The following is a 17,308-nucleotide window of genomic DNA, read 5'->3' on the forward strand; positions in this document are numbered from 1 at the left end:
CCCGCAGTGATCGCGCTAGCGTTCAAGCATTGTGCAAGCCAGTCCCACAGGTATTACATAAGCCCTGAGCCTGCGCCGTACCTGTGGGAGCGGGCTTGTCCCGCGAACACCGGCAAAGCCGGTGCCAGGCACCGCGTTTCCCCGGTTTGTCCCCAGGGCAAGCCTCCTCCTGGCAGTCAGATCTCGACCTGGGTCCCCAGTTCGATCACCCGGTTCAGCGGCAGGTTGAAGAAGCGCAGGTTACCGTTGGCGTTCTTCAGCAAGAACGCAAACAGGTTGCCCCGCCAACGCGACATGCCTTCCAGACGTGAAGCGATGACCGTTTCGCGGCTCAGGAAGTAGGTAGTGCGCATCGGGGTGAAGTCCAGATCGTCCCGATGGCACAGCTTCAATGCCGCCGGCACGTCCGGCTCGTCCATGAAGCCAAAGTGCAACACCACACGGAAGAACCCGTCACCATAAGCCTCTACCTCGAAGCGCTCCTGTTCCGGTACCCGCGGCCGGTCCTCACTGACCACAGTCAGCAACACCACCTGGCTGTGCAGCACCTGGTTATGCAGCATGTTGTGCAGCAGCGCGTGGGGCACGGCATCAGACCGTGCAGTGAGGAACACCGCCGTGCCTTCGACCCGGTGCGGCGGCTGAATGCGAATACTGCTGATGAACAACGGCAACGGCAGCGCACCTTCGTCGATGCGTTCTACCAGGATCTGCTTGCCGCGTTTCCAGGTGCTCATCAGCAGGAACAACACCCCGCCGGCCAATACCGGAAAGGCACCGCCCTGGACGATTTTCGGCACGTTGGCAGCGAAAAACAGCCCATCGACAAGCAGGAAGCCCACCAGGATCGGCACGGCCAGCACCGGCGGCCACTTCCACAGCAGCAGCATCACCGCCGATACCAGAACGGTGGTCATCAGCATGGTGCCGGTCACCGCCACACCGTAGGCCGCCGCCAGGGCGCCGGACGACTCGAAGCCGATCACCAGCAGCACCACGCCCACCATCAACGTCCAGTTCACGGCACCAATGTAGATCTGCCCCTGTTCGTCGCTGGAGGTGTGCTGAATATGCATACGCGGAATGTAACCCAGCTGGATGGCCTGGCGGGTCAGGGAAAAGGCCCCGGAAATGACCGCCTGCGAGGCAATCACAGTGGCCATTGTGGCCAACCCGACCAACGGCAGCAGCGCCCAGTTCGGCGCCAGCAAGTAGAAGGGGTTACGCGCTGCCTCCGGGTCTTGCAGCAGCAGTGCACCCTGGCCGAAATAGTTGAGCACCAACGCGGGTAGCACCAGGATGAACCAGGCCCGGGCGATCGGCTTACGGCCAAAATGCCCCATGTCGGCGTACAGCGCCTCGGCGCCGGTCAGCGCCAGCACCACCGCGCCAAGAATGGCCACGCCCATGCCCGGGTGCACCACGAAAAAGTTGACTGCCCAGCCTGGGTTGAAGGCCTTGAGCACCTCCGGGCTCTGAGAGATACCGTGCACGCCCAATGCGCCCAGCACCACGAACCAGGTGACCATGATCGGGCCAAACAGCTTGCCGATCTTGTCGGTGCCGTGCTTCTGCACCAGGAACAGCGCCACCAGCACCACCAGCGAAATCGGCACCACCCAGTGGTCGATACCGTCAAACGCCAGGCCCATGCCCTCCACGGCCGACAGCACCGATACTGCCGGGGTGATCATGCTGTCGCCGTAGAACAGCGACGCCCCGATCAAGCCGCAGATCACCATCAGCGTGCGCAACCGCGGATAGGCAGCCGTGGCCCGCCGCGCCAGCGCGGTCAGCGCCATGGTGCCGCCCTCGCCCTGGTTGTCGGCCCGCAGGATGAACATCACGTACTTGAACGACACCACCCACAACAGCGACCACAGGATCAGCGACAGGATACCCAGCACGCCATCGTGGTTGACCGGCACTCCGTAACCGCCGGTGAAGACTTCCTTGAGGGTATACAAAGGGCTGGTGCCGATATCGCCATAAACCACCCCGACCGCCGCCACGAGCAGGCCAAGCGAGCGAGCCGCGCCCTGCTTTGCCGCGTGCCCGCCCTCGGCGTGACTGCTTGCCTGAACCATCGACCACTCCCGCAGACGGCCATCTCGGCCTTTAGTATTCACTCGCGCGCCTGGCCCTCGGAGGCACCATCACGCAACGGCGCGAAGCATAGCGCAGCGTTCGTCGTATTTCTGCTGGTCAAGCGACCTTGCGCTCGCTAGAATTGCGCACTTTTTGATCAGAGGCGCTAAAAAGCGCCCGTCAAGATCGCCCGCGATTCCGGCCGGGCGACCTGTATTCAATACCGAGGTTAGTCATGTCCACCACGCCCGCCACCCCCAAGGTAGGTTTCGTAAGCCTGGGTTGCCCTAGCGATGCCTAAAATATACTTTTGATGTGAAAAACGAGACAAACAAAAGCCCGCTTAAGCGGGCTTTTTGCGATGCAAGCTACTTCAGCGAGAGCATCATCGTCATCGGCGACAAGTCAGGGCATGGAATGAACCCACCATGCTTGGCGTAGAACGCAACAAGGCGCTCTGTGAGAGGGTGTACTATCAAAGCCGTAGACCCAATGCTCTCCGACGCAACCAAACTCCGTTCAATGGCATCTGCAAGCAATGCCAATGAGAGCCCCCGGCCGCTAGCTGTGGCCGTCACCCCCATGCGCCCCAATACAGTCACAGGCAGAGGGTTTGGCGCATTACGGCGAATCTGGGCCGTGGCACCATACCTGCGATCGATTGCGCTGTTAGACAGCGTGTAATAAGCGGCTACGTCCTGAGTGCCCTTGAAGCACACTACGTATACCATCGCATGCTTGGCATCCTGCGCTTTCAGCGCCTTGCTTCGCAAAAAGTCATTAATCGATGGCTCATTGCAGTCGAAATTTGCTGTCACGTGGTGACTGCCCAGTTTCTCAGGTGGGCTCAGCTCCAGGGCTTCGGCCTGGAAAGCAGTTTCTTGACGCATTCGTTGCTCCTAATGGGGTTCGCATCGAGAGCTTTTTCAAAACGGTCAAACGCTTCATCGCTAAGCAGAAAAAGCTTACGATCCACGATCACTTCCTCTGCACGCCGACATGCGGCATCGAGAATGAAACTGGTCCGATCGATGCTAAGGATGTCAGCTGCAGCATCGATAAGGTCGCGCCGTTTCGAATCAGCCCTCATATTTATGGATACAGGCCTCACGCCTGCTTCGGCTGTTCTTTCCATCGCTATCTCCAATTCGTGTATAGGGTCGTGACGTTCTCCTGTTTAAAATCTTAGACAAATAGTCCTAACGGCTGCGTTTGGATGCATACGGGGTCACCTGCTTTTTGCAGCGAAAACATAGGTTTAGCTGCGCTCCTGGTAATGGTCGGCAGTCGGGATTGACTGCACTGGTAACTGGCCTATGTCCAGTGAAACCACTTTAGCACGTCGTGTTGCAGTTGTGTAGCCGTGTTGCTATCTGCAACACAATGAGGTCAGCTCGAGATTCACGTCAGGGCCGTAGCACTACGCAATCAAATGAAAACGCCATGACACTTACGAAGTGACGCAAACCTCTCTAGCACGGTAGTTTGAGGTCTTTTGTATGAATGTCAGACCTTGTCTAGGACACTGTAATAGCGACGTCGGCACTCTTGGAAAAATCCGCATTTACACTGCTTTTTCAGTCGCTCGCCCCGTGGCTAAGGGGTGCGCGGGGGCGGCAAGACTGAGCGTTCAGCGCTGACACACCACGATGGCACTGCATTTTTCGTCAAAACTTTGCACAGAGTGCAATGGACATCCGACCCCGGGCAGCTAACGCCCGCGCCACCGAAGCATCCATTTCACTCCACATCTGGTTTGCAAAAAATCAGGACGCAAGGCGCGTCGGCGGGAGGGGGATAAGTGATTTTCTTGACGGTTTTTTTCTCGACCACCGATTTTCGAGCCGCCACGGACTGTTGACTGAGCGAATGTGATGCATGACTCTCAAACGGCATGACCTTCGCTCCAGACGAAGCGGTCTCCCCGCTTTGGTGAGGGTCTGCAACCAGATTCGCCGCTGTGCCATTTGCAAATCAGTCCATGAGCATTCGATTCAAAGGATCAGTATGTACTTAGCAAAGAGCTGCAAAAAAGCGCATAACATTAAGACTTCCAATACCTTGATGCTGGGCAGCCTTTATTACTATCGCGCAACAGAAAATCTTGAAATTCGAGACGAAGCTGAAGGTACTTCCACCTACAACCTGAAGATAAATGGACCATTGCAAATCGAGAGGGAGTGGCTAGGCGGGATCTTGGAAGGTCAGGTAAAACAGGGCAAGGAAGATTATGATCCGGGCCTACCTGGGCAAACAGATGTTTATATTGAGGAATACAAGTGGCTGCCTAGCCCGGCTGAGCACATAAATGTAGAAAAGCTTCACGCCACAATAAAGCGCCAATGTTTTAATAGTTTTATTTTCTGCATGTCGGCTGTAGAGAGCCCTGAAGATGCTGAATCGATATTCGAAGGGTATGAGGATTATTGGATTATCCCGGAAGAAAAGGCTGAGGACTTAGGGCGAGCCATTGTCGACGCTTTGTATTTCGCCATAAGCAAGGGACGGGTTGATGGGCGACACATAATTGACCCGAAAGTACCACTTGATAGCTTGATCTGCTATTGCCAGCATATGCGGGTCGCATATGTAGACAGAGACGTAACTATCAATCATCACTCGGAGGTCACAGCCGAAGAGTTTTTACGGAGACTTGAGAATATTGCTTACTTAAAACCTCGCAAATTCTCTCATGAAAGCGAGTATCGCTTTGCGTTTACGTTGGCAATAGATGATTCAATTGTTCCAATACACTGTGATCACTTGTTACTGGACTCGTCTAGAATTCGAAAGGTTTTGTAAATAGAAATGGCCTGCAAATGCAGGCCGCTTCTTTCATTTCAGGGGAGCCGGTTAAGAGCTCACATCACCACCTCTGTCGCTGAAGCAACGCATTGAACTTACGCTGCTGCTGCAGCCATGAGCATGTCCTCGAGCATTTCAAGGTCCTCCCCGGCCAGAGCTGATGTGAACCCCGCAGCTGCCGGGATCGCGCCCAGGCGCGTGCCGAGGGCTTGGCCAGCATACTTGCTGACCCCGATGTTGAGCCCCGAGAAGACCGATGTGGTGGCCACGGCATTGCCCGAATACGACCAGGTCGTGATGCCATTAACCCGCAGGCTGATGGTCTTCTTCGCGCGATCGACGATCAGCACCACCGCGCTGAGGGCCGTATCAGTCAAGGCAGCGCCTGGGTAGTTCGAATAACCGCCCGAGGTGATCGGCCCGAAGACCACCCACGGCTTCCCGAAGTCAGCACCTGCAGTCGGCCCCGAAAGCACCATCCACGGCGCAGGCACGGCCGACACGTTGGCCGCATCCTGGATGCTGCCAATGGAGTAGGTAGCCCCGGCCACAAACCCCACGGTGAAGGACTTGGAGGTGTCGAAGCCCGGGAACACCAGCGTGTCGTTGATTGATGCCGGCTTGTAGGCACGCTTGCCGTTCGCCAGGGTGACAAACCGCGCCGCCAGATCAGCTGCGCCATAGGTTGGCGTAAGCTTGTCGGTCATCCGGTCGATGAACTTACCTTCGGTGATATCCCACTCAAACAGGCCCGGGAAATAAACCAGCGAGTCGATATTGGCGACGTGGATCTCAGCTGCTGAAACATCGAGGGTCTGAAGACCAGGGACAGATGGCGTGCCGACGAATTGCAAAATTTGACGTGTCATTTTTCAACTCTTATAGAGAAATGGTTTTCGAGAAAGCAACTGACCAGTTGTACAGATACTGGTAATCAAAACGTGACCGGTCGCGCCGATCGGTATCGCGGAGATTCCCGCGCCGCCCATTGCCGTTCTGTGGCTGGCTCATCGCGCTCTGCAGGGCATAAGTCAGTACTTCGCCACCGGCCAAGGCGCTGGCCGTGGTAATCACGACGCTCGCACCGTCAGCGCCCAGAACAACGGACGTGATCGTGGCGCCGGTCAACTCGAATCCGAAGTTGCCGGGGTTGGTGATCTTGTTGGTATCGAATGCCAGGCGTCCGATAGGCCCCGCGTATTCAGCGCCGCCATCCGGCAAGTTGTTGAACTTCACCGTGAGCCTATTGCCAGCGGCCGCAACAGAAACGGGCTTGAGCGGCTGCCATTTTTTACCGGCGAGCCAGAAGTGTTCAGCACGTTCTTCAATCTCGGCGATCTTTGCATAGCCCTCAGCCAACATGTGATAAGTATCGAAGTAAGGATAAGCGTACTTCGGCCCTATCAGACTAACGTTCGGGTTTTCCTCATGCGCCTGCAGTTGTGCCAGCGGGATCGCGGGAATTGTGCCGGTCTCGCCGGTGAGCATTTGCGAGACAAAGGCGATCGGCGCGACCTCCTGCCCCGAGATCGCCACCAGGTCGGTCCGATAATCGCTGACCCATTCGGCCAGGATGGCCACGTATTGCGCCTGGGTCGTGTTGATCTGGCTTTCGCCGTGGATGATCGAGATCGACGGAATGATGTACTGAAGGCCTTTGCTGACCGCGATCGCCTTGGCGGCGGTCGCTTGGCTCAGGGCGTTCTGGTACACCGTGGTCCCCTTTTTCAGGGATGCGTAGGGCACACCGCCCAGGGCGGAAACGCTGACCAGAATCTTCGGATCGATCGCGGTGTACTGACTCAACCAGGTGCGCAGCTTCGTGGCGTAGGAGCTGGCGATCGTCTCGCCGGATACGCCGCTGGCGTATTCGTGCAGCGGGACGTAATCGGTGGAAGACTCCCAGCCTACAGGCCGGGGCCCACCCACCAGCGAGAAACAGGTCCCTTCGTAGCCAACTGGGGTCACTTCAGTGAACAGGTCACCGAATACGCCCGGCGTGAACTCGTAGCGCCCGTTCGCACGCAGGATGTAGCCCCGCGACCCCAAGCCCAAAGATTGCCCGGTGATGATCTTGTGCAGCACCACCGCCATGTTCTTCACTTTGAAGCCCGAAGGCATCAGGGTGTAGCGCTCCACGGATCCCGACTTATCGCTCAGGCAACTGATGAAGTTGAATGGGCCTACCTGAGGCGCGAACCAGTTGGCATCAGCGCTGGTTGCTTGCCGGTACGTCGCTCCATCGTGAACCATGATCTGCGACTTGCTGTTCACCGTTGTGACATTCGCCAGCCAAGTAGGCGGCGATGGTAGGTACTGCAACGGCTTGGTCTGCGCGACCTGTTCTTCCAGGGCGGCAAGCCGGGCGTCTGTTTGCTTGTTCAGTCCACCCGCTGAAGACATCAAGACAGACCGGTTGCTGACGATCACCACATCACCGTACCCACCAGGCCCACGGGGCCGCTTGCGCACAATGACGGGTGGAACTGGCGTATCGCCCAGCATCATCACCGCACCAGGTGCGGAGATCAGTTTCGATCGGGGAAGCTTCTGGGCGGTGGCAAACGGCAGCACCTTGTCGCCCACTGTCATAACGAAGGGTGCTTTCCCGGATTTGCTGCGTGGCCGCTTACGGGTGGAGATCTGCTTCTCGATGGCCTCGACCCGGGCTGCGCTGGCGGTCTGGTTCGCGGAGCGATTCCAGATGCCGTCCAGCTTGCTGAAGAGGTACCAGCCGTTCTTGGCTTCATCCGGATCATGTGTGACAACGGCGGAAGTACCCTCCTCCTGGCTTGTGTCCGCTTGCATCAAAGCCAAGGTGGCGTACGAGCGGATGGCACCGGTGAGCGCCCTGTTGACCGCCTCGGAACTGGGGTAGCGCTTGACCTCAACCGCGACGTTCGCCACGTTCTGGTACAGGATCAAGTACTCGGTCGATTCCAGGCTGGGGACGCTGAAATAGCCATTCAGCGGCGTCTTGTTAAGCCCCTCGGCTGTGTTGGCAGAAATGCCTGACCACAGCTGGGCAGCATCCCGCGCCTGTTCAGCCCGGCTGGCAGCTGCAACAGCAGCGTCCACGGTCTCGTTCACATCGTTGAACTGGATGTGGAGGCGGTAGTCCCGATTTCCCGTGACGACACGCACGTCATAGAGCCCGTTCGGGGCAGCGAGCTGGACAAGGCCGTTGGCATCGCTGGTGAACGGGTTCGACAATGGCTGCCCATTAACGGACTGCAGGCCGGCCACCAGGTTCTCCGAACCACGCTGGTACAAGTAGCAGGTCGCATCCGGGGTGATGTTCCCTTCATGGTCCTGCGAGAAGAAGTTCTTCAGCTCCAAATCAAGCTCCTGTGATGGGCTTCAGTTGCCCCGAAAGTAGTCCGCCGGTGACGGCGTGAGCGCCGAAGCTGGCTGCGTTGCTCGGTGCCGGACTGGGGCCATGCGTGTGCGCGGCGATGTCGGCATTCATCTGGATTACCAGGTCGATCAGGTCGCACAGCACCTGCAGAGCGTTCACGCTGTCCGAGCCCAGCCAGGTCTTCGCCGCGACGCTGCGCCGAAATCCCTTGATGCGCTCGAGCATGTCGCCGCCTACCGCTGCGTTGTATTTCTGGGCGATCGCCAGGTTCAGGTCGCGGCCGCTCGCCAAGTGCAGGTCATCGAGTGCGGCCAGGCTCGAGGCGCCGCCCGATAGCAGCTTGAGCGCGCCCACGGCCTCGATCTTCTTGATGCCGCCCACCGATTCGGTGGAGTGGGTTTCAACCTGGACGTCACTGACCTGGTGCTTCTCGCTGTTGTTGAGGCTCTGGATCTCGCGGTCGATGGAGTCATCGCGGATTCGGCCGTCGGTCTGCCGCAGCCAATTGCCGTCAGGATCGACGCGCTGCTGGGCCGCTTCACTGTGCTGCCAGACCTGTGCACCTTTGGGGATCTTGGGCAGACTCAGGCCGTGGGGTAGCACGGTCTGGATGTATGGCTTGTGCGGGAGGCCGTAGGCGAAGCACACCACCACCGTCGTACCCTCTTCCGGGAATCCAAAGAGGCCCATCTCATTGCCGCCGATCGGCATCGGCAGCGGTACGCCGGCCAACGTCGGCAGCTCCGGGTCCGGCTCGCCGTTCTCGTCCAGGACCTCGATGTCGGCCGCCAGACGCGGGCGGAAGTCGTCGCACATGCTCGAGCTCGCCGGGGCGTCGGCAATACCAATGACCCTGCCGAAGCGCGGCAGGTGGTACTTACCCGCCAGCTCAGGAAATTGGCGCTCTACGCTGCGCCGGATCACTTCGTCCATTTGATGGCCATCTTGGTGTCGGAGAGCGCCACGGAGGTGATCCGCTCGCCATTGTTGATCGTTGCCCCGGGGCGCAGCCCTGGGAGCGCCGCTACGACTGCACTCTGGTTGCCCTGGTAGTCATCGAACAGGTCGGTCGGCAGCTGCAGGGGTGAACGGCTACCGAAGAAGCTGTCGGCCCAGCTGCCGGCATACACCTCGCCGTTGCCCTGCTGTTGCCAGATGAAATCCTTGATACCGAAGACCTTGGCCAGGCTGTCCATGGCCTGGAAGCCAGATGCCAGGCTGTAGAAGAACGGGGCTTTTACCGCGGCATACGGCTGATCCGGAACCCGAAAACGCAGGCCTGTCTTCTGGTGGATCTCGTCCAGGACGGTGCGCATGTCGGCGTGCCGCAGGTTGAGCGGCAAAGGCGCGGCCAGAATTCCCGTGAGCTCACGGCAAAACACCACCTGGCTGACAGCATTGGCGGGGGTACAGCGCTCGACGTAGCCCAGGAAATGGCGCTGCAGGGTTCGCTCGTTGTAGCCGATGTCGACGGTCACCAGGCCAGTGACTGGCGTTGTGGCCTGGATCCGCAGGTTGGCCCGCCCAGGACTTTTCAGGTCCAGGCGGATGTCATCGCCGACCAGCTGGTAGACCGTGCCCCCAATGGTCGCCACCTTGTGCAGTCTCATGCTCATGCAGCACCGCCCAAGAAGTCATCGACACGTTTGAGCACCGTCTCAAAGCTGCTCAGCTCGGTGCTGGAACCGGTACCGGATTCGCTTGCGGTGCCGGTACCGGTGCCTCCTACTGCGGTGCCGGTCGCCGCCTGCTGGGCCACGCTGGCCGGGCTGCGGCGCTTTTCCACCTTTTCCGGGTTGGAGAGCTTTTCGGTCAGGCTGAACTGGACCATCCAGGCCTTCTGGGTGTCCGCTTCGCGGGCGCTGACGCTGTCAGTGAACTGAACCTGGCGCACGCCAAAGGCCGTGGCGGTGTCGTTGACGACGCGGTACGTCTTGCGCTGGCCGCCCGATTCGGTGGCCTCGGCCAAGGCCATCAGCGCGCGCAACTGGGTGTGGTCCTGATAGCGGATCAACAGCGTCACAGTCAGGGTCTTGGGCTTGAAACCCTTGTGCGCGGAGTCGGTGTTGCTGGTCTGCCCCGACAGATCCTCGCTTTCGATACTGAGGCTCGCGGTGACCTTGAGGTTCTTGCCTTCGACCCGCTGGCCGTTGAGGAGCATGGTCATAGGCCCACCAACTCCCGCAAGAACGCCAGCCCGGGCAGCGAGCCCACCAGCATGACGCCGGCCGACAGCGGCCACTCATGGCCAGGGGCATCGCCGGCCAACAGTTGGCTGGCTAGTTCAGCGTTGTTGCCCGGGCCAATCAGGCGTGCACGTATGTTGGTGCTGGCTGAGCTGCCTGACAGTTGCTCTTTAAGGGCGGCCAGATTCTGGGCAATGCTCTGGGTCTGCGCGGCTTTGCGGGCGGCCAGGGCTGCAAGGTCAGCTGCAGGCGAACTGTCGGCGTAGCTCTCGAGGGCAGCCAGCTGGCTGGTCATCACCTGGTTCGAGACTTTGGTGATCGTGCACCGCTCCAGCGGCAGCCTGCCCCACAGCGGCAGGGCGCCGGCCGCCGGCAAGGCCCACTTCTCGGCCTCGAGGTCGAACAGCTGGCGGGCTCGCCGCTCAGCGCGCTGCAGGTCCTTCATGGGCAGCAGCGCATTGAGGCTGGACAGGGCGGTGGCCAGGTGGTCGTAGCGGGTCGCGACGAAGATCAGCACCAGCGCATAGCCAGCAGCATCTGGGCGGTTTTGGTCGCTGGTGTCGGTCAGCTTGTCCGCCATGTGCCGGAGCAGGTTCGGAGCGGACAGGTAGCGCTGATAACCGCTGCCTTGGCCAACACCGCTCTGGAACGGCGTCACTATTAAAGCCTGCGGCGCCTCGCCAAGTGCAGTCGCCAGCGCCGATCGGCCAGCACCGGCCAGCTGCAGCGCCGCATCGCCTACTTGACTAGGATTTGTGGTTGCGAGGCTGGCCAGCTCGGCCACGCGCTCGACGGTGCTGGCCAGTTCGCCGGCGGCCAGGTCCTGGACACTGCCCAGATCGTCCAGGAACGACGTGGTCTGGCTGGGCCAGCGCATCTGCACGGGCACCCAATTCATGCCGGCACCTCGATATGCCGCCACTGATGGCCATCCCACTGACAGACTTTGCCGAGCAGGGCCTTGGGCGGGGCCACGGTCACGCAGCCGGCGGGGATCAGCCAGACGCCAGGCTCGAGCGGGGACTCGTCAGCGATCGCTTGCCCGACATACAGGCCCTGGTGATCAACTTGGTAAACGATTTTGGTGTCCATGGCAGGCCTCAGTATTTAATGCAGGCGAGCAGCGCGATGCTGCGTGGCCGTGCCTCGTCGCCCCCGGAACTGGTGATCGTCGCGCCGTGGGTGTGATTCGGCGCGGTGCTGGTATGAATAATCGCGGTTCCCTCCTCGATCTCGTCACCAAGGAATGCGTCCTTGTCGTCCTCGGTGTGTCCCCGACCTAAGTCCCTGGGGAACTCCATTTCATGGCTGTGCGCGCCGCCTGGCTGAATCTCCACAATGTGGTCGTGAAGCAGGTTCTGGCTGGGTGCCCAGCTGCCCAGGGCGCGGCCAGCGTCGACGCCCCGGCCGTCGTCCCAACCGCGAATGAACTCAGCGCGCAGGTCCGGCAGCTTGAAGGTGGTAGGGCTGTCCGAACCGAAAGTGGTGCCGATCCGGTTGAACAGCGCCGCGTACACGGTGCGAGAGACCGATGCACCGTTTGCACGCAGCCAGCCCGCCGGCGCGGCAGTTGTGGGGAAGTGGGCGACCATCCCGACCAGGCTGCTGTCCATCCCAGCTTTGAGATTTTTCAGCGCCTTGGTTGTGGCCAGCACATCGCTGCGGTCGTTTTCGGGGTCGTCGCTGATCGCGTTGGGGATCTGATCGAGCCCCACGTCGTCCTTGGTCGTCGCCCTGGCACGCAGTTGCTCATAGTCACCATTGCGGGCCGCGAAGTGCTCAATCAGCGCGCCACTGATCGGTTGCCAGGTGCGCAGGTCGGTTACAACGCCACTGGCGTCGACGTCGGCCAGCTGCACCAGGTAATGCCAACGGCGGTTGCTATCCTGGTAGTCGCTTTTGGTCTCGCCAAAAACCACCGTCCAGCTGGCCAGGACCTCGCTGCCATCCTGTGTCAGGCAGACATCGATCCAGGCCCGGGTGGGCAGCGCCGGAAATTGCACGGTGGTCGGTACCGTCTGCGCCACGCGAACGCCTTCGACATAGGCCATGCCCAGCTTGACCTGGAACAGGCCGAAGCTGTTGCGCTCGACCTCCAGTCCATCCTGGAAGAAGCAGGCTCTGCCGTAGATGTCGCGGTTGCTCACGCGCTCACGCTCATCGATCCCGGTGAGCCGTACGGTGAAGTCGTGCTGCCAGGTGCTGGCATCCACCGTAACGCCGGTCAGTTGCTGTGCACCGTTGAACTCCACCAGGAAGTTGCGGGTGAGGTTGTTGCCGATCTGGGTAGGTGGAATGTTCCGGCGCTTCTGTTGAAGCGGGACATAGGCCACAGCCAGCAGCACGCCTTCGGCCGTCTCCAGGCCGATCCAGTTGAAGTCCCAGTCGCCAATGTCTGAGGTGACCATCAGGCTGTAAATCACCTGGCGCGGGCTCACATAGCCCTGACGCGTCACATCGGCGGTGTAGACGATCTGGGCTGCCGGCGGCTTGGCGCCCGCTCGATTGACGGCGCCGTTGACGTCCAGACCAGGCACATTGGCCAGAACGAACCGGGCCACTACCAGCTTCTGCTGGGCGCCTTGCTTCTGGGCAATCAGGCTTTCGCCGGCCAAGGTGATACTCGCTCCCATGGGGCTCCTTATTGAAGTTCTTCAGTCAGAAGGGTCAGTTCGTTGATCACGGTCAGCTTCGCCAGCGAATCGTCGAGGCGGGCCACCAGCGTTTGCTGGTCGTCACTGAACGCGGCAACACCGAGGTTGAGCTTCACCGAAGTGATCGTGACGAAGTCGTAACGCCGGCAGGTGCGGCCGTACTGCTGCATCAGCACCCGCAGCAGCGTCGGGTTCTCGCTCAGTTGGCTGTCGGAGAGGTGCAACAGGACGATGTCCCAGTCCTGGCCCGAAACCCGCTCCTGGACTTCCACATAGCCGACGCCCAAGCGCTCGAAGATCCGCACGAAGCCAGCGGTGTTGCCGGCATCCACCGCGTTGATGAAGGCGTACTTGACGCGCAGGCGGTACAGACGTTCGGGCTCGCCGGCGAAGCGCTGGATGTCGCGCTGCCAGGCCAGCAGGTTGAGGATGGTCAGGTGGCAGGTCTCGGCATCGAGCTGCAGTAACGGCCACTGCACCCAGTTTTCCACCTTTGTCCACCAAGACTGGGCGGCTGCTTTGAGCTTGGCCAGCTCCTTACCGTCGAGCCAGAACGGCAGAGTCAGCTTAATCACCTGGCACAACCTCCACGCCGATCAGCCGCGGGATGCTCAACTCGGACACGATGTCGTTGTTCTCGAAGTCCAGGGACTTGATGCCGGGAAACTGCTCATGCAACTCGGTGGTCAGCTGGCTGAACGAAAACTGCGACTGCGGGTAAGTCAGGGTGGGCTTGAAGTCGCCGTTCTCGCGGAACGCCGCCCGGATGAACAGGGCGATGTCATTTTTGAGCTTGTCCCAGCCCTCGGTGCCGACCACCGCGTGAGGCCAGACCGTGACATGCACCAGGTGCTGAGTTTCTGGGATCTGCATCACCAGCAGGTCGTCGCCGTGACCATGGTTGCCCTCATCGCGCACATGGGCGTTGATCTGCGCCAGGTAGGCATCGGCCGGTGAATCATTTTCAAACAACACGTAGGCGTTGGCGGTACCAGGTCCTCGAGGAGCACCGTGCTGGAAGTAGATGCCATCGGCCTGCACGCCAGGGAAGGCGGCGATCATGGCCCGGTACACGGCATCGGTGTGCCACTGGTTAACTGCTGAGAACTGGTTGCGCACCCGAAGGCGCAGGTCGTCATTGCCTTCGATATCGGCGCCGGGCTCGAGCAACCAGCCTTCGGCGTTGACGACCTGGACCACGCCCGGAATCGGCTCGGGCAGGATCGAGAAATAGCCCGGTGCGAGGTTGTAGCCCGTACCCGCCTCCAACGCCTCGGCCTGAACCAGCACCTGCGCCTGCCCATCCAGGAACTGACCTGCAGCCGTGGTGACCAGTACGTAGACATTGCCGTTGATGGCGATCGACTGCACCCGGGTGCCGGCAGGGATCTCCAGCGTGCCCGCCACGGAGCTGCGCGTGAACAGCAACTGGCCAACAGCCTTAGTAGCGGCTTTGCGCTCGACATTAACCTGCCATGCTAGTAGATCCAGCCAGGCGCCGACGGCCGTCTTCACGAAGAAGTTCGGCAGCACGGTGCCGGCGATGAAGTCGATCAGCCACAGCACAGGCTTGGTGACGAGAGCCGTGACGACTCTCCAGAACGGCGACCAGGAGCTGGTGTTGCTCAGCTTGCTGCCCTGGGCGGCAACTTCTGCCTCCCAAGCGGCCTTCAGCTTGGCCTCGGTGGTCGGGACGCCGGCATCGGCCAGCGCTTGCTTGAAGTCCAGATCGCTCACACCACTACCTCCATGGTGCCGAATGCCACGGTCGTGGCGGTCACCAGGTACTTGCCTGGCTCCTGCAGGATGAATTGCACGGTGCCCGGTACCAGGCGCTCGTCGGTCTCGATCAAGAGCTCCAGTTGCTGGATGCAGTCGGCCTGGCGCAGCCGGCTACGCTCGGCCACCAAGGCCTTGAGCAAACCGGACTCGCGGATCATGTGGCCGATGTCCTGGGCGATGCTGGCCCGGTCCTCGACCAGCAGCGGCTGGCTCGAAGGGTCCAGGGTCAGGTCGTTTTTGGTGATTAACAGATCGATGTACATGCCCATCAGCCGGCCGCCATTTCCATCAGGTTTTCGAGTTCATGCGGGGTCACCGACTTGCTGGTGTTGATGTTCAGCGTCTCGATATGGGTCTTCTTGCCCTGGTCGTTGTTGGTGGTGGTAGTGCTCTGGATCGAGCGCAGCAGGCCGCCAGGCGGTACCGCGCTGGGCCCTCTCGGGCTGATGCCGGCGGCGGACTGGCTCATGCGCTGTCTGGTCTGCTCGGCCTGCTCGCCCAGCGAAGACGTTGCCGCAATGGGCGCCGACAGGCCGGGGACCTGCGGGGTTTTCGGCAGGTCGCTAAACACGGCATCAATCTCCACCCCGGGGATTTTGTTGAGCATCCCGATCAGGCTGTTGATGGAGTCTTTGAAGATGGCCACGATGCCGTCCCAGGCCGATTTGGCCAGGCCGGTCCAGCCGCCGATTGAGCCGAACCAGTTGGACAGGGTCTGCAGCTGAGCGGCGATCCACTGGAACGCCGCGGTGTTCATCAGGGCGCTGGTCCACTGGTCCCAGTAGACAATCGCGGCGGCCACGGCTACACCCAGGGCGATCACGCCGGCGGTGATCAACAGCACCGGGTTGGCCAGCATCGCGGCATTCACCAGCCAGATCGCGCCCTGCCAAAGCAGCATGCCCCCGCGCACCAGCCCCATCCAGGTGTACATCAAGGCCATACCAGCGATGAAGCCGGTGACCATCACCGTGTGATACAGGAACATGGCTATCGAACGGTACCCGGTCCACGTCAGGATCTTCCAGACGGTGACCAGGCCTAGCCAGACCATCCTGCCCATGCCGACAACCAGAGTCAGGGCCGACATGGCGGCGATGATGCCGAATACGGCTAAGGTGGCGATGCCCAGCGCCTTGGTGATGTTCGGGAACAGCTGAGTCCACCTGGTCAGCGTCTGCGCAATGCCGACCAGTTTGTTCATGAGCGGGGTCAGCATGGGGATCAGCGCCTGGCCGAACGCGATGCGCAGCGCCTGCACAGCTTGGCCGAACTGCTCCCACGGATCGACCATGGCCTGGGCCATCTTCTCGGCGTTCTCCAGCCCGCGCACCTTGCCCAGCTCGGCGATGCCATTTTTCAACCGGTCGGTGTCCATGGCCAGCGCGCCGATCACCTGGGCACCTTCGCCGCCAAAGGCCTCGACCAGCTTGGCGTTGCCGGCGGCGTTCTTGAGATCACCGAACTTGCCCTGCAGCTTGCCCAGGATGTCCACCATCGGCAGCACCTTGCCGTTGGTATCGGTGAACTGAATGCCCAGCTTTTCCGAGGCATTGCCAATGTTCTCGAAGAACGCCTTGTAGCGGCCGCCGGCATCACCGCCTTCCATGGTGCTGCTAAGCGTACCGATCACCGCCATCTGCTCGGCAAAGCTGATGCCCGAGGCCGTGGCGATCGCGCCGGCTTCCTTGAAGGCATCCTTCAACTGCGCCCCGTCCGTGCGGAACAGCTTGACGGCCAGGGCCGTCTGGCTGGTCAGCTGCTCGACCCATTGCACCCGCCCGACCTTGTCAGCTTCGGACTTGAACAGGTTGTACATGCTGCCCAGGTACTGGCTTGTGGTTTCGGTGTCGGCCTTCGTGGCCTTGGCCAGCACGCTGCTGGCATTGGTTACGGTGGCCAGCTGGTTACCCACCAGGCCCTGGATCGCGCCCTCGATAGAGCGGGCCGAGGACACGAACTCGACGGCGCTGGCTCCGTACTGTACGGAAAACTCCAGCGCCTTGGTGTTGAGCGAGTCCAAGGCATCCTCGGCCGTGCCCATGGCCCTGACATCGCCCAGGGCACTGTTCATCTCCCGGGCCGGTTCCAGGACGGCAGAAAGCCCTTCGAATGACTCACGCAGCCCAACAAAACCCGCTCCCATGCGCACGATGTTGGCGGCGCCGGAGTCGGCCAGGTCAGTGATGGTGTTCTTGATCTTGCTCGCTGGGCCGGTGACCTTGTCGGTCAGGCTCAGGATGAAGGCCAAGCGGGCGGATTGAGTAGCCATGGGTTATCCGTTCAGTGCGTGGGCAATGGCGTTGGCGACGGCTATTTCAGTTCGTCGCCAATGCTCGTCTTCCAGCCATTTCGCTGTACCAAGGTTCTCGATCGAAGGCTCGGTACCGGGCAGCCAGCGCCTCTGCAGGGCGATCAGCTGGCCAAGCCCGTCG

At 60.7% G+C, this 17,308-nt stretch carries 17 protein-coding genes; 1 reads left to right on the forward strand and 16 read right to left on the reverse strand.

Annotated features, from left to right (window positions below; all coding sequences use genetic code 11):
* Nucleotides 1-176: 176 nt before the first annotated feature.
* The 3 genes from ACK1VC_RS25630 to ACK1VC_RS25640 all read right to left on the reverse strand — a co-directional run bounded on the left by ACK1VC_RS25630 (nt 177) and on the right by ACK1VC_RS25640 (nt 3,223).
* On the reverse strand, nt 177-2,087 hold the full coding sequence (locus ACK1VC_RS25630) for a potassium transporter Kup (RefSeq protein WP_023048903.1): 1,911 nt from the start codon (nt 2,085-2,087) through the stop codon (nt 177-179).
* Between the two features lie 369 nt (nt 2,088-2,456).
* Nucleotides 2,457-2,978 carry a hypothetical protein gene (locus tag ACK1VC_RS25635; protein WP_449118101.1) on the reverse strand — a complete coding sequence of 174 codons (522 nt, stop codon included), beginning with the start codon at nt 2,976-2,978 and terminating at the stop codon, nt 2,457-2,459.
* On the reverse strand, nt 2,936-3,223 hold the full coding sequence (locus ACK1VC_RS25640; RefSeq protein WP_088513442.1) for a type II toxin-antitoxin system TacA family antitoxin: 288 nt from the start codon (nt 3,221-3,223) through the stop codon (nt 2,936-2,938). The genes ACK1VC_RS25635 and ACK1VC_RS25640 overlap by 43 nt, the downstream gene beginning before the upstream one ends.
* An 872-nt stretch (nt 3,224-4,095) precedes the next feature.
* On the opposite strand from ACK1VC_RS25640, the gene ACK1VC_RS25645 reads away from it, so the two are divergent.
* Nucleotides 4,096-4,890 (forward strand): hypothetical protein, encoded by a 795-nt coding sequence (locus ACK1VC_RS25645; RefSeq protein ID WP_449118102.1) that lies wholly within the window; start codon nt 4,096-4,098, stop codon nt 4,888-4,890.
* 98 nt (nt 4,891-4,988) lie between these two features.
* On the opposite strand, the gene ACK1VC_RS25650 is transcribed toward ACK1VC_RS25645, so the two are convergent.
* From ACK1VC_RS25650 to ACK1VC_RS25710, 13 genes are read right to left on the reverse strand one after another with little or no spacing between them, the layout of a single operon-like run.
* Nucleotides 4,989-5,762: a hypothetical protein gene (locus tag ACK1VC_RS25650; RefSeq protein WP_060494801.1), complete on the reverse strand. Its 774-nt coding sequence runs from the start codon at nt 5,760-5,762 to the stop codon at nt 4,989-4,991.
* Between the two features lie 10 nt (nt 5,763-5,772).
* Nucleotides 5,773-8,232, reverse strand: a complete 2,460-nt coding sequence (locus ACK1VC_RS25655) for a hypothetical protein (protein WP_449118103.1) — start codon at nt 8,230-8,232, stop codon at nt 5,773-5,775.
* A gap of 1 nt (nt 8,233) precedes the next feature.
* Nucleotides 8,234-9,184, reverse strand: a complete 951-nt coding sequence (locus tag ACK1VC_RS25660) for a hypothetical protein (protein WP_449118104.1) — start codon at nt 9,182-9,184, stop codon at nt 8,234-8,236.
* Entirely contained in the window at nt 9,172-9,867 is a 696-nt protein-coding gene (locus ACK1VC_RS25665) for a hypothetical protein (RefSeq protein ID WP_449118105.1), read from the reverse strand. The genes ACK1VC_RS25660 and ACK1VC_RS25665 overlap by 13 nt, the downstream gene beginning before the upstream one ends.
* Nucleotides 9,864-10,418 (reverse strand): baseplate complex protein, encoded by a 555-nt coding sequence (locus ACK1VC_RS25670; RefSeq protein ID WP_449118106.1) that lies wholly within the window; start codon nt 10,416-10,418, stop codon nt 9,864-9,866. Before ACK1VC_RS25670 ends, ACK1VC_RS25665 begins: the two co-directional genes overlap by 4 nt.
* On the reverse strand, nt 10,415-11,335 hold the full coding sequence (locus ACK1VC_RS25675) for a hypothetical protein (protein ID WP_449118107.1): 921 nt from the start codon (nt 11,333-11,335) through the stop codon (nt 10,415-10,417). Before ACK1VC_RS25675 ends, ACK1VC_RS25670 begins: the two co-directional genes overlap by 4 nt.
* On the reverse strand, nt 11,332-11,529 hold the full coding sequence (locus ACK1VC_RS25680; protein WP_449118108.1) for a hypothetical protein: 198 nt from the start codon (nt 11,527-11,529) through the stop codon (nt 11,332-11,334). Before ACK1VC_RS25680 ends, ACK1VC_RS25675 begins: the two co-directional genes overlap by 4 nt.
* Nucleotides 11,530-11,537: 8 nt before the next feature.
* Nucleotides 11,538-13,070, reverse strand: coding sequence for a phage tail-collar fiber domain-containing protein (locus tag ACK1VC_RS25685; protein WP_449118109.1), 1,533 nt, complete (start codon nt 13,068-13,070; stop codon nt 11,538-11,540).
* Between the two features lie 8 nt (nt 13,071-13,078).
* Nucleotides 13,079-13,666 (reverse strand): phage tail protein, encoded by a 588-nt coding sequence (locus tag ACK1VC_RS25690; protein ID WP_449118110.1) that lies wholly within the window; start codon nt 13,664-13,666, stop codon nt 13,079-13,081.
* Nucleotides 13,659-14,828: a baseplate J/gp47 family protein gene (locus tag ACK1VC_RS25695; protein WP_449118111.1), complete on the reverse strand. Its 1,170-nt coding sequence runs from the start codon at nt 14,826-14,828 to the stop codon at nt 13,659-13,661. The genes ACK1VC_RS25690 and ACK1VC_RS25695 overlap by 8 nt, the downstream gene beginning before the upstream one ends.
* Nucleotides 14,825-15,142, reverse strand: coding sequence for a DUF2590 family protein (locus tag ACK1VC_RS25700; protein WP_449118112.1), 318 nt, complete (start codon nt 15,140-15,142; stop codon nt 14,825-14,827). The genes ACK1VC_RS25695 and ACK1VC_RS25700 overlap by 4 nt, the downstream gene beginning before the upstream one ends.
* Nucleotides 15,142-17,145, reverse strand: coding sequence for a phage tail tape measure protein (locus tag ACK1VC_RS25705; protein ID WP_449118113.1), 2,004 nt, complete (start codon nt 17,143-17,145; stop codon nt 15,142-15,144). Before ACK1VC_RS25705 ends, ACK1VC_RS25700 begins: the two co-directional genes overlap by 1 nt.
* Before the next feature lie 3 nt (nt 17,146-17,148).
* Nucleotides 17,149-17,292: a DUF6890 family protein gene (locus tag ACK1VC_RS25710; RefSeq protein ID WP_449118141.1), complete on the reverse strand. Its 144-nt coding sequence runs from the start codon at nt 17,290-17,292 to the stop codon at nt 17,149-17,151.
* Nucleotides 17,293-17,308 lie beyond the last annotated feature (16 nt).

Source organism: Pseudomonas sp. XP2, from assembly GCF_053557975.1.

Coding starts and splice junctions, on each gene's coding strand:
- ACK1VC_RS25630 (WP_023048903.1), bottom strand. CDS start 2,087: ATGGTTCAGGCAAGCAGTCACGCCGAGGGCGGGCACGCGGCAAAGCAG.
- ACK1VC_RS25635 (WP_449118101.1), bottom strand. CDS start 2,978: ATGCGTCAAGAAACTGCTTTCCAGGCCGAAGCCCTGGAGCTGAGCCCA.
- ACK1VC_RS25640 (WP_088513442.1), bottom strand. CDS start 3,223: ATGGAAAGAACAGCCGAAGCAGGCGTGAGGCCTGTATCCATAAATATG.
- ACK1VC_RS25645 (WP_449118102.1), top strand. CDS start 4,096: ATGTACTTAGCAAAGAGCTGCAAAAAAGCGCATAACATTAAGACTTCC.
- ACK1VC_RS25650 (WP_060494801.1), bottom strand. CDS start 5,762: ATGACACGTCAAATTTTGCAATTCGTCGGCACGCCATCTGTCCCTGGT.
- ACK1VC_RS25660 (WP_449118104.1), bottom strand. CDS start 9,184: ATGGACGAAGTGATCCGGCGCAGCGTAGAGCGCCAATTTCCTGAGCTG.
- ACK1VC_RS25665 (WP_449118105.1), bottom strand. CDS start 9,867: ATGAGCATGAGACTGCACAAGGTGGCGACCATTGGGGGCACGGTCTAC.
- ACK1VC_RS25670 (WP_449118106.1), bottom strand. CDS start 10,418: ATGACCATGCTCCTCAACGGCCAGCGGGTCGAAGGCAAGAACCTCAAG.
- ACK1VC_RS25675 (WP_449118107.1), bottom strand. CDS start 11,335: ATGAATTGGGTGCCCGTGCAGATGCGCTGGCCCAGCCAGACCACGTCG.
- ACK1VC_RS25680 (WP_449118108.1), bottom strand. CDS start 11,529: ATGGACACCAAAATCGTTTACCAAGTTGATCACCAGGGCCTGTATGTC.
- ACK1VC_RS25685 (WP_449118109.1), bottom strand. CDS start 13,070: ATGGGAGCGAGTATCACCTTGGCCGGCGAAAGCCTGATTGCCCAGAAG.
- ACK1VC_RS25700 (WP_449118112.1), bottom strand. CDS start 15,142: ATGGGCATGTACATCGATCTGTTAATCACCAAAAACGACCTGACCCTG.
- ACK1VC_RS25705 (WP_449118113.1), bottom strand. CDS start 17,145: ATGGCTACTCAATCCGCCCGCTTGGCCTTCATCCTGAGCCTGACCGAC.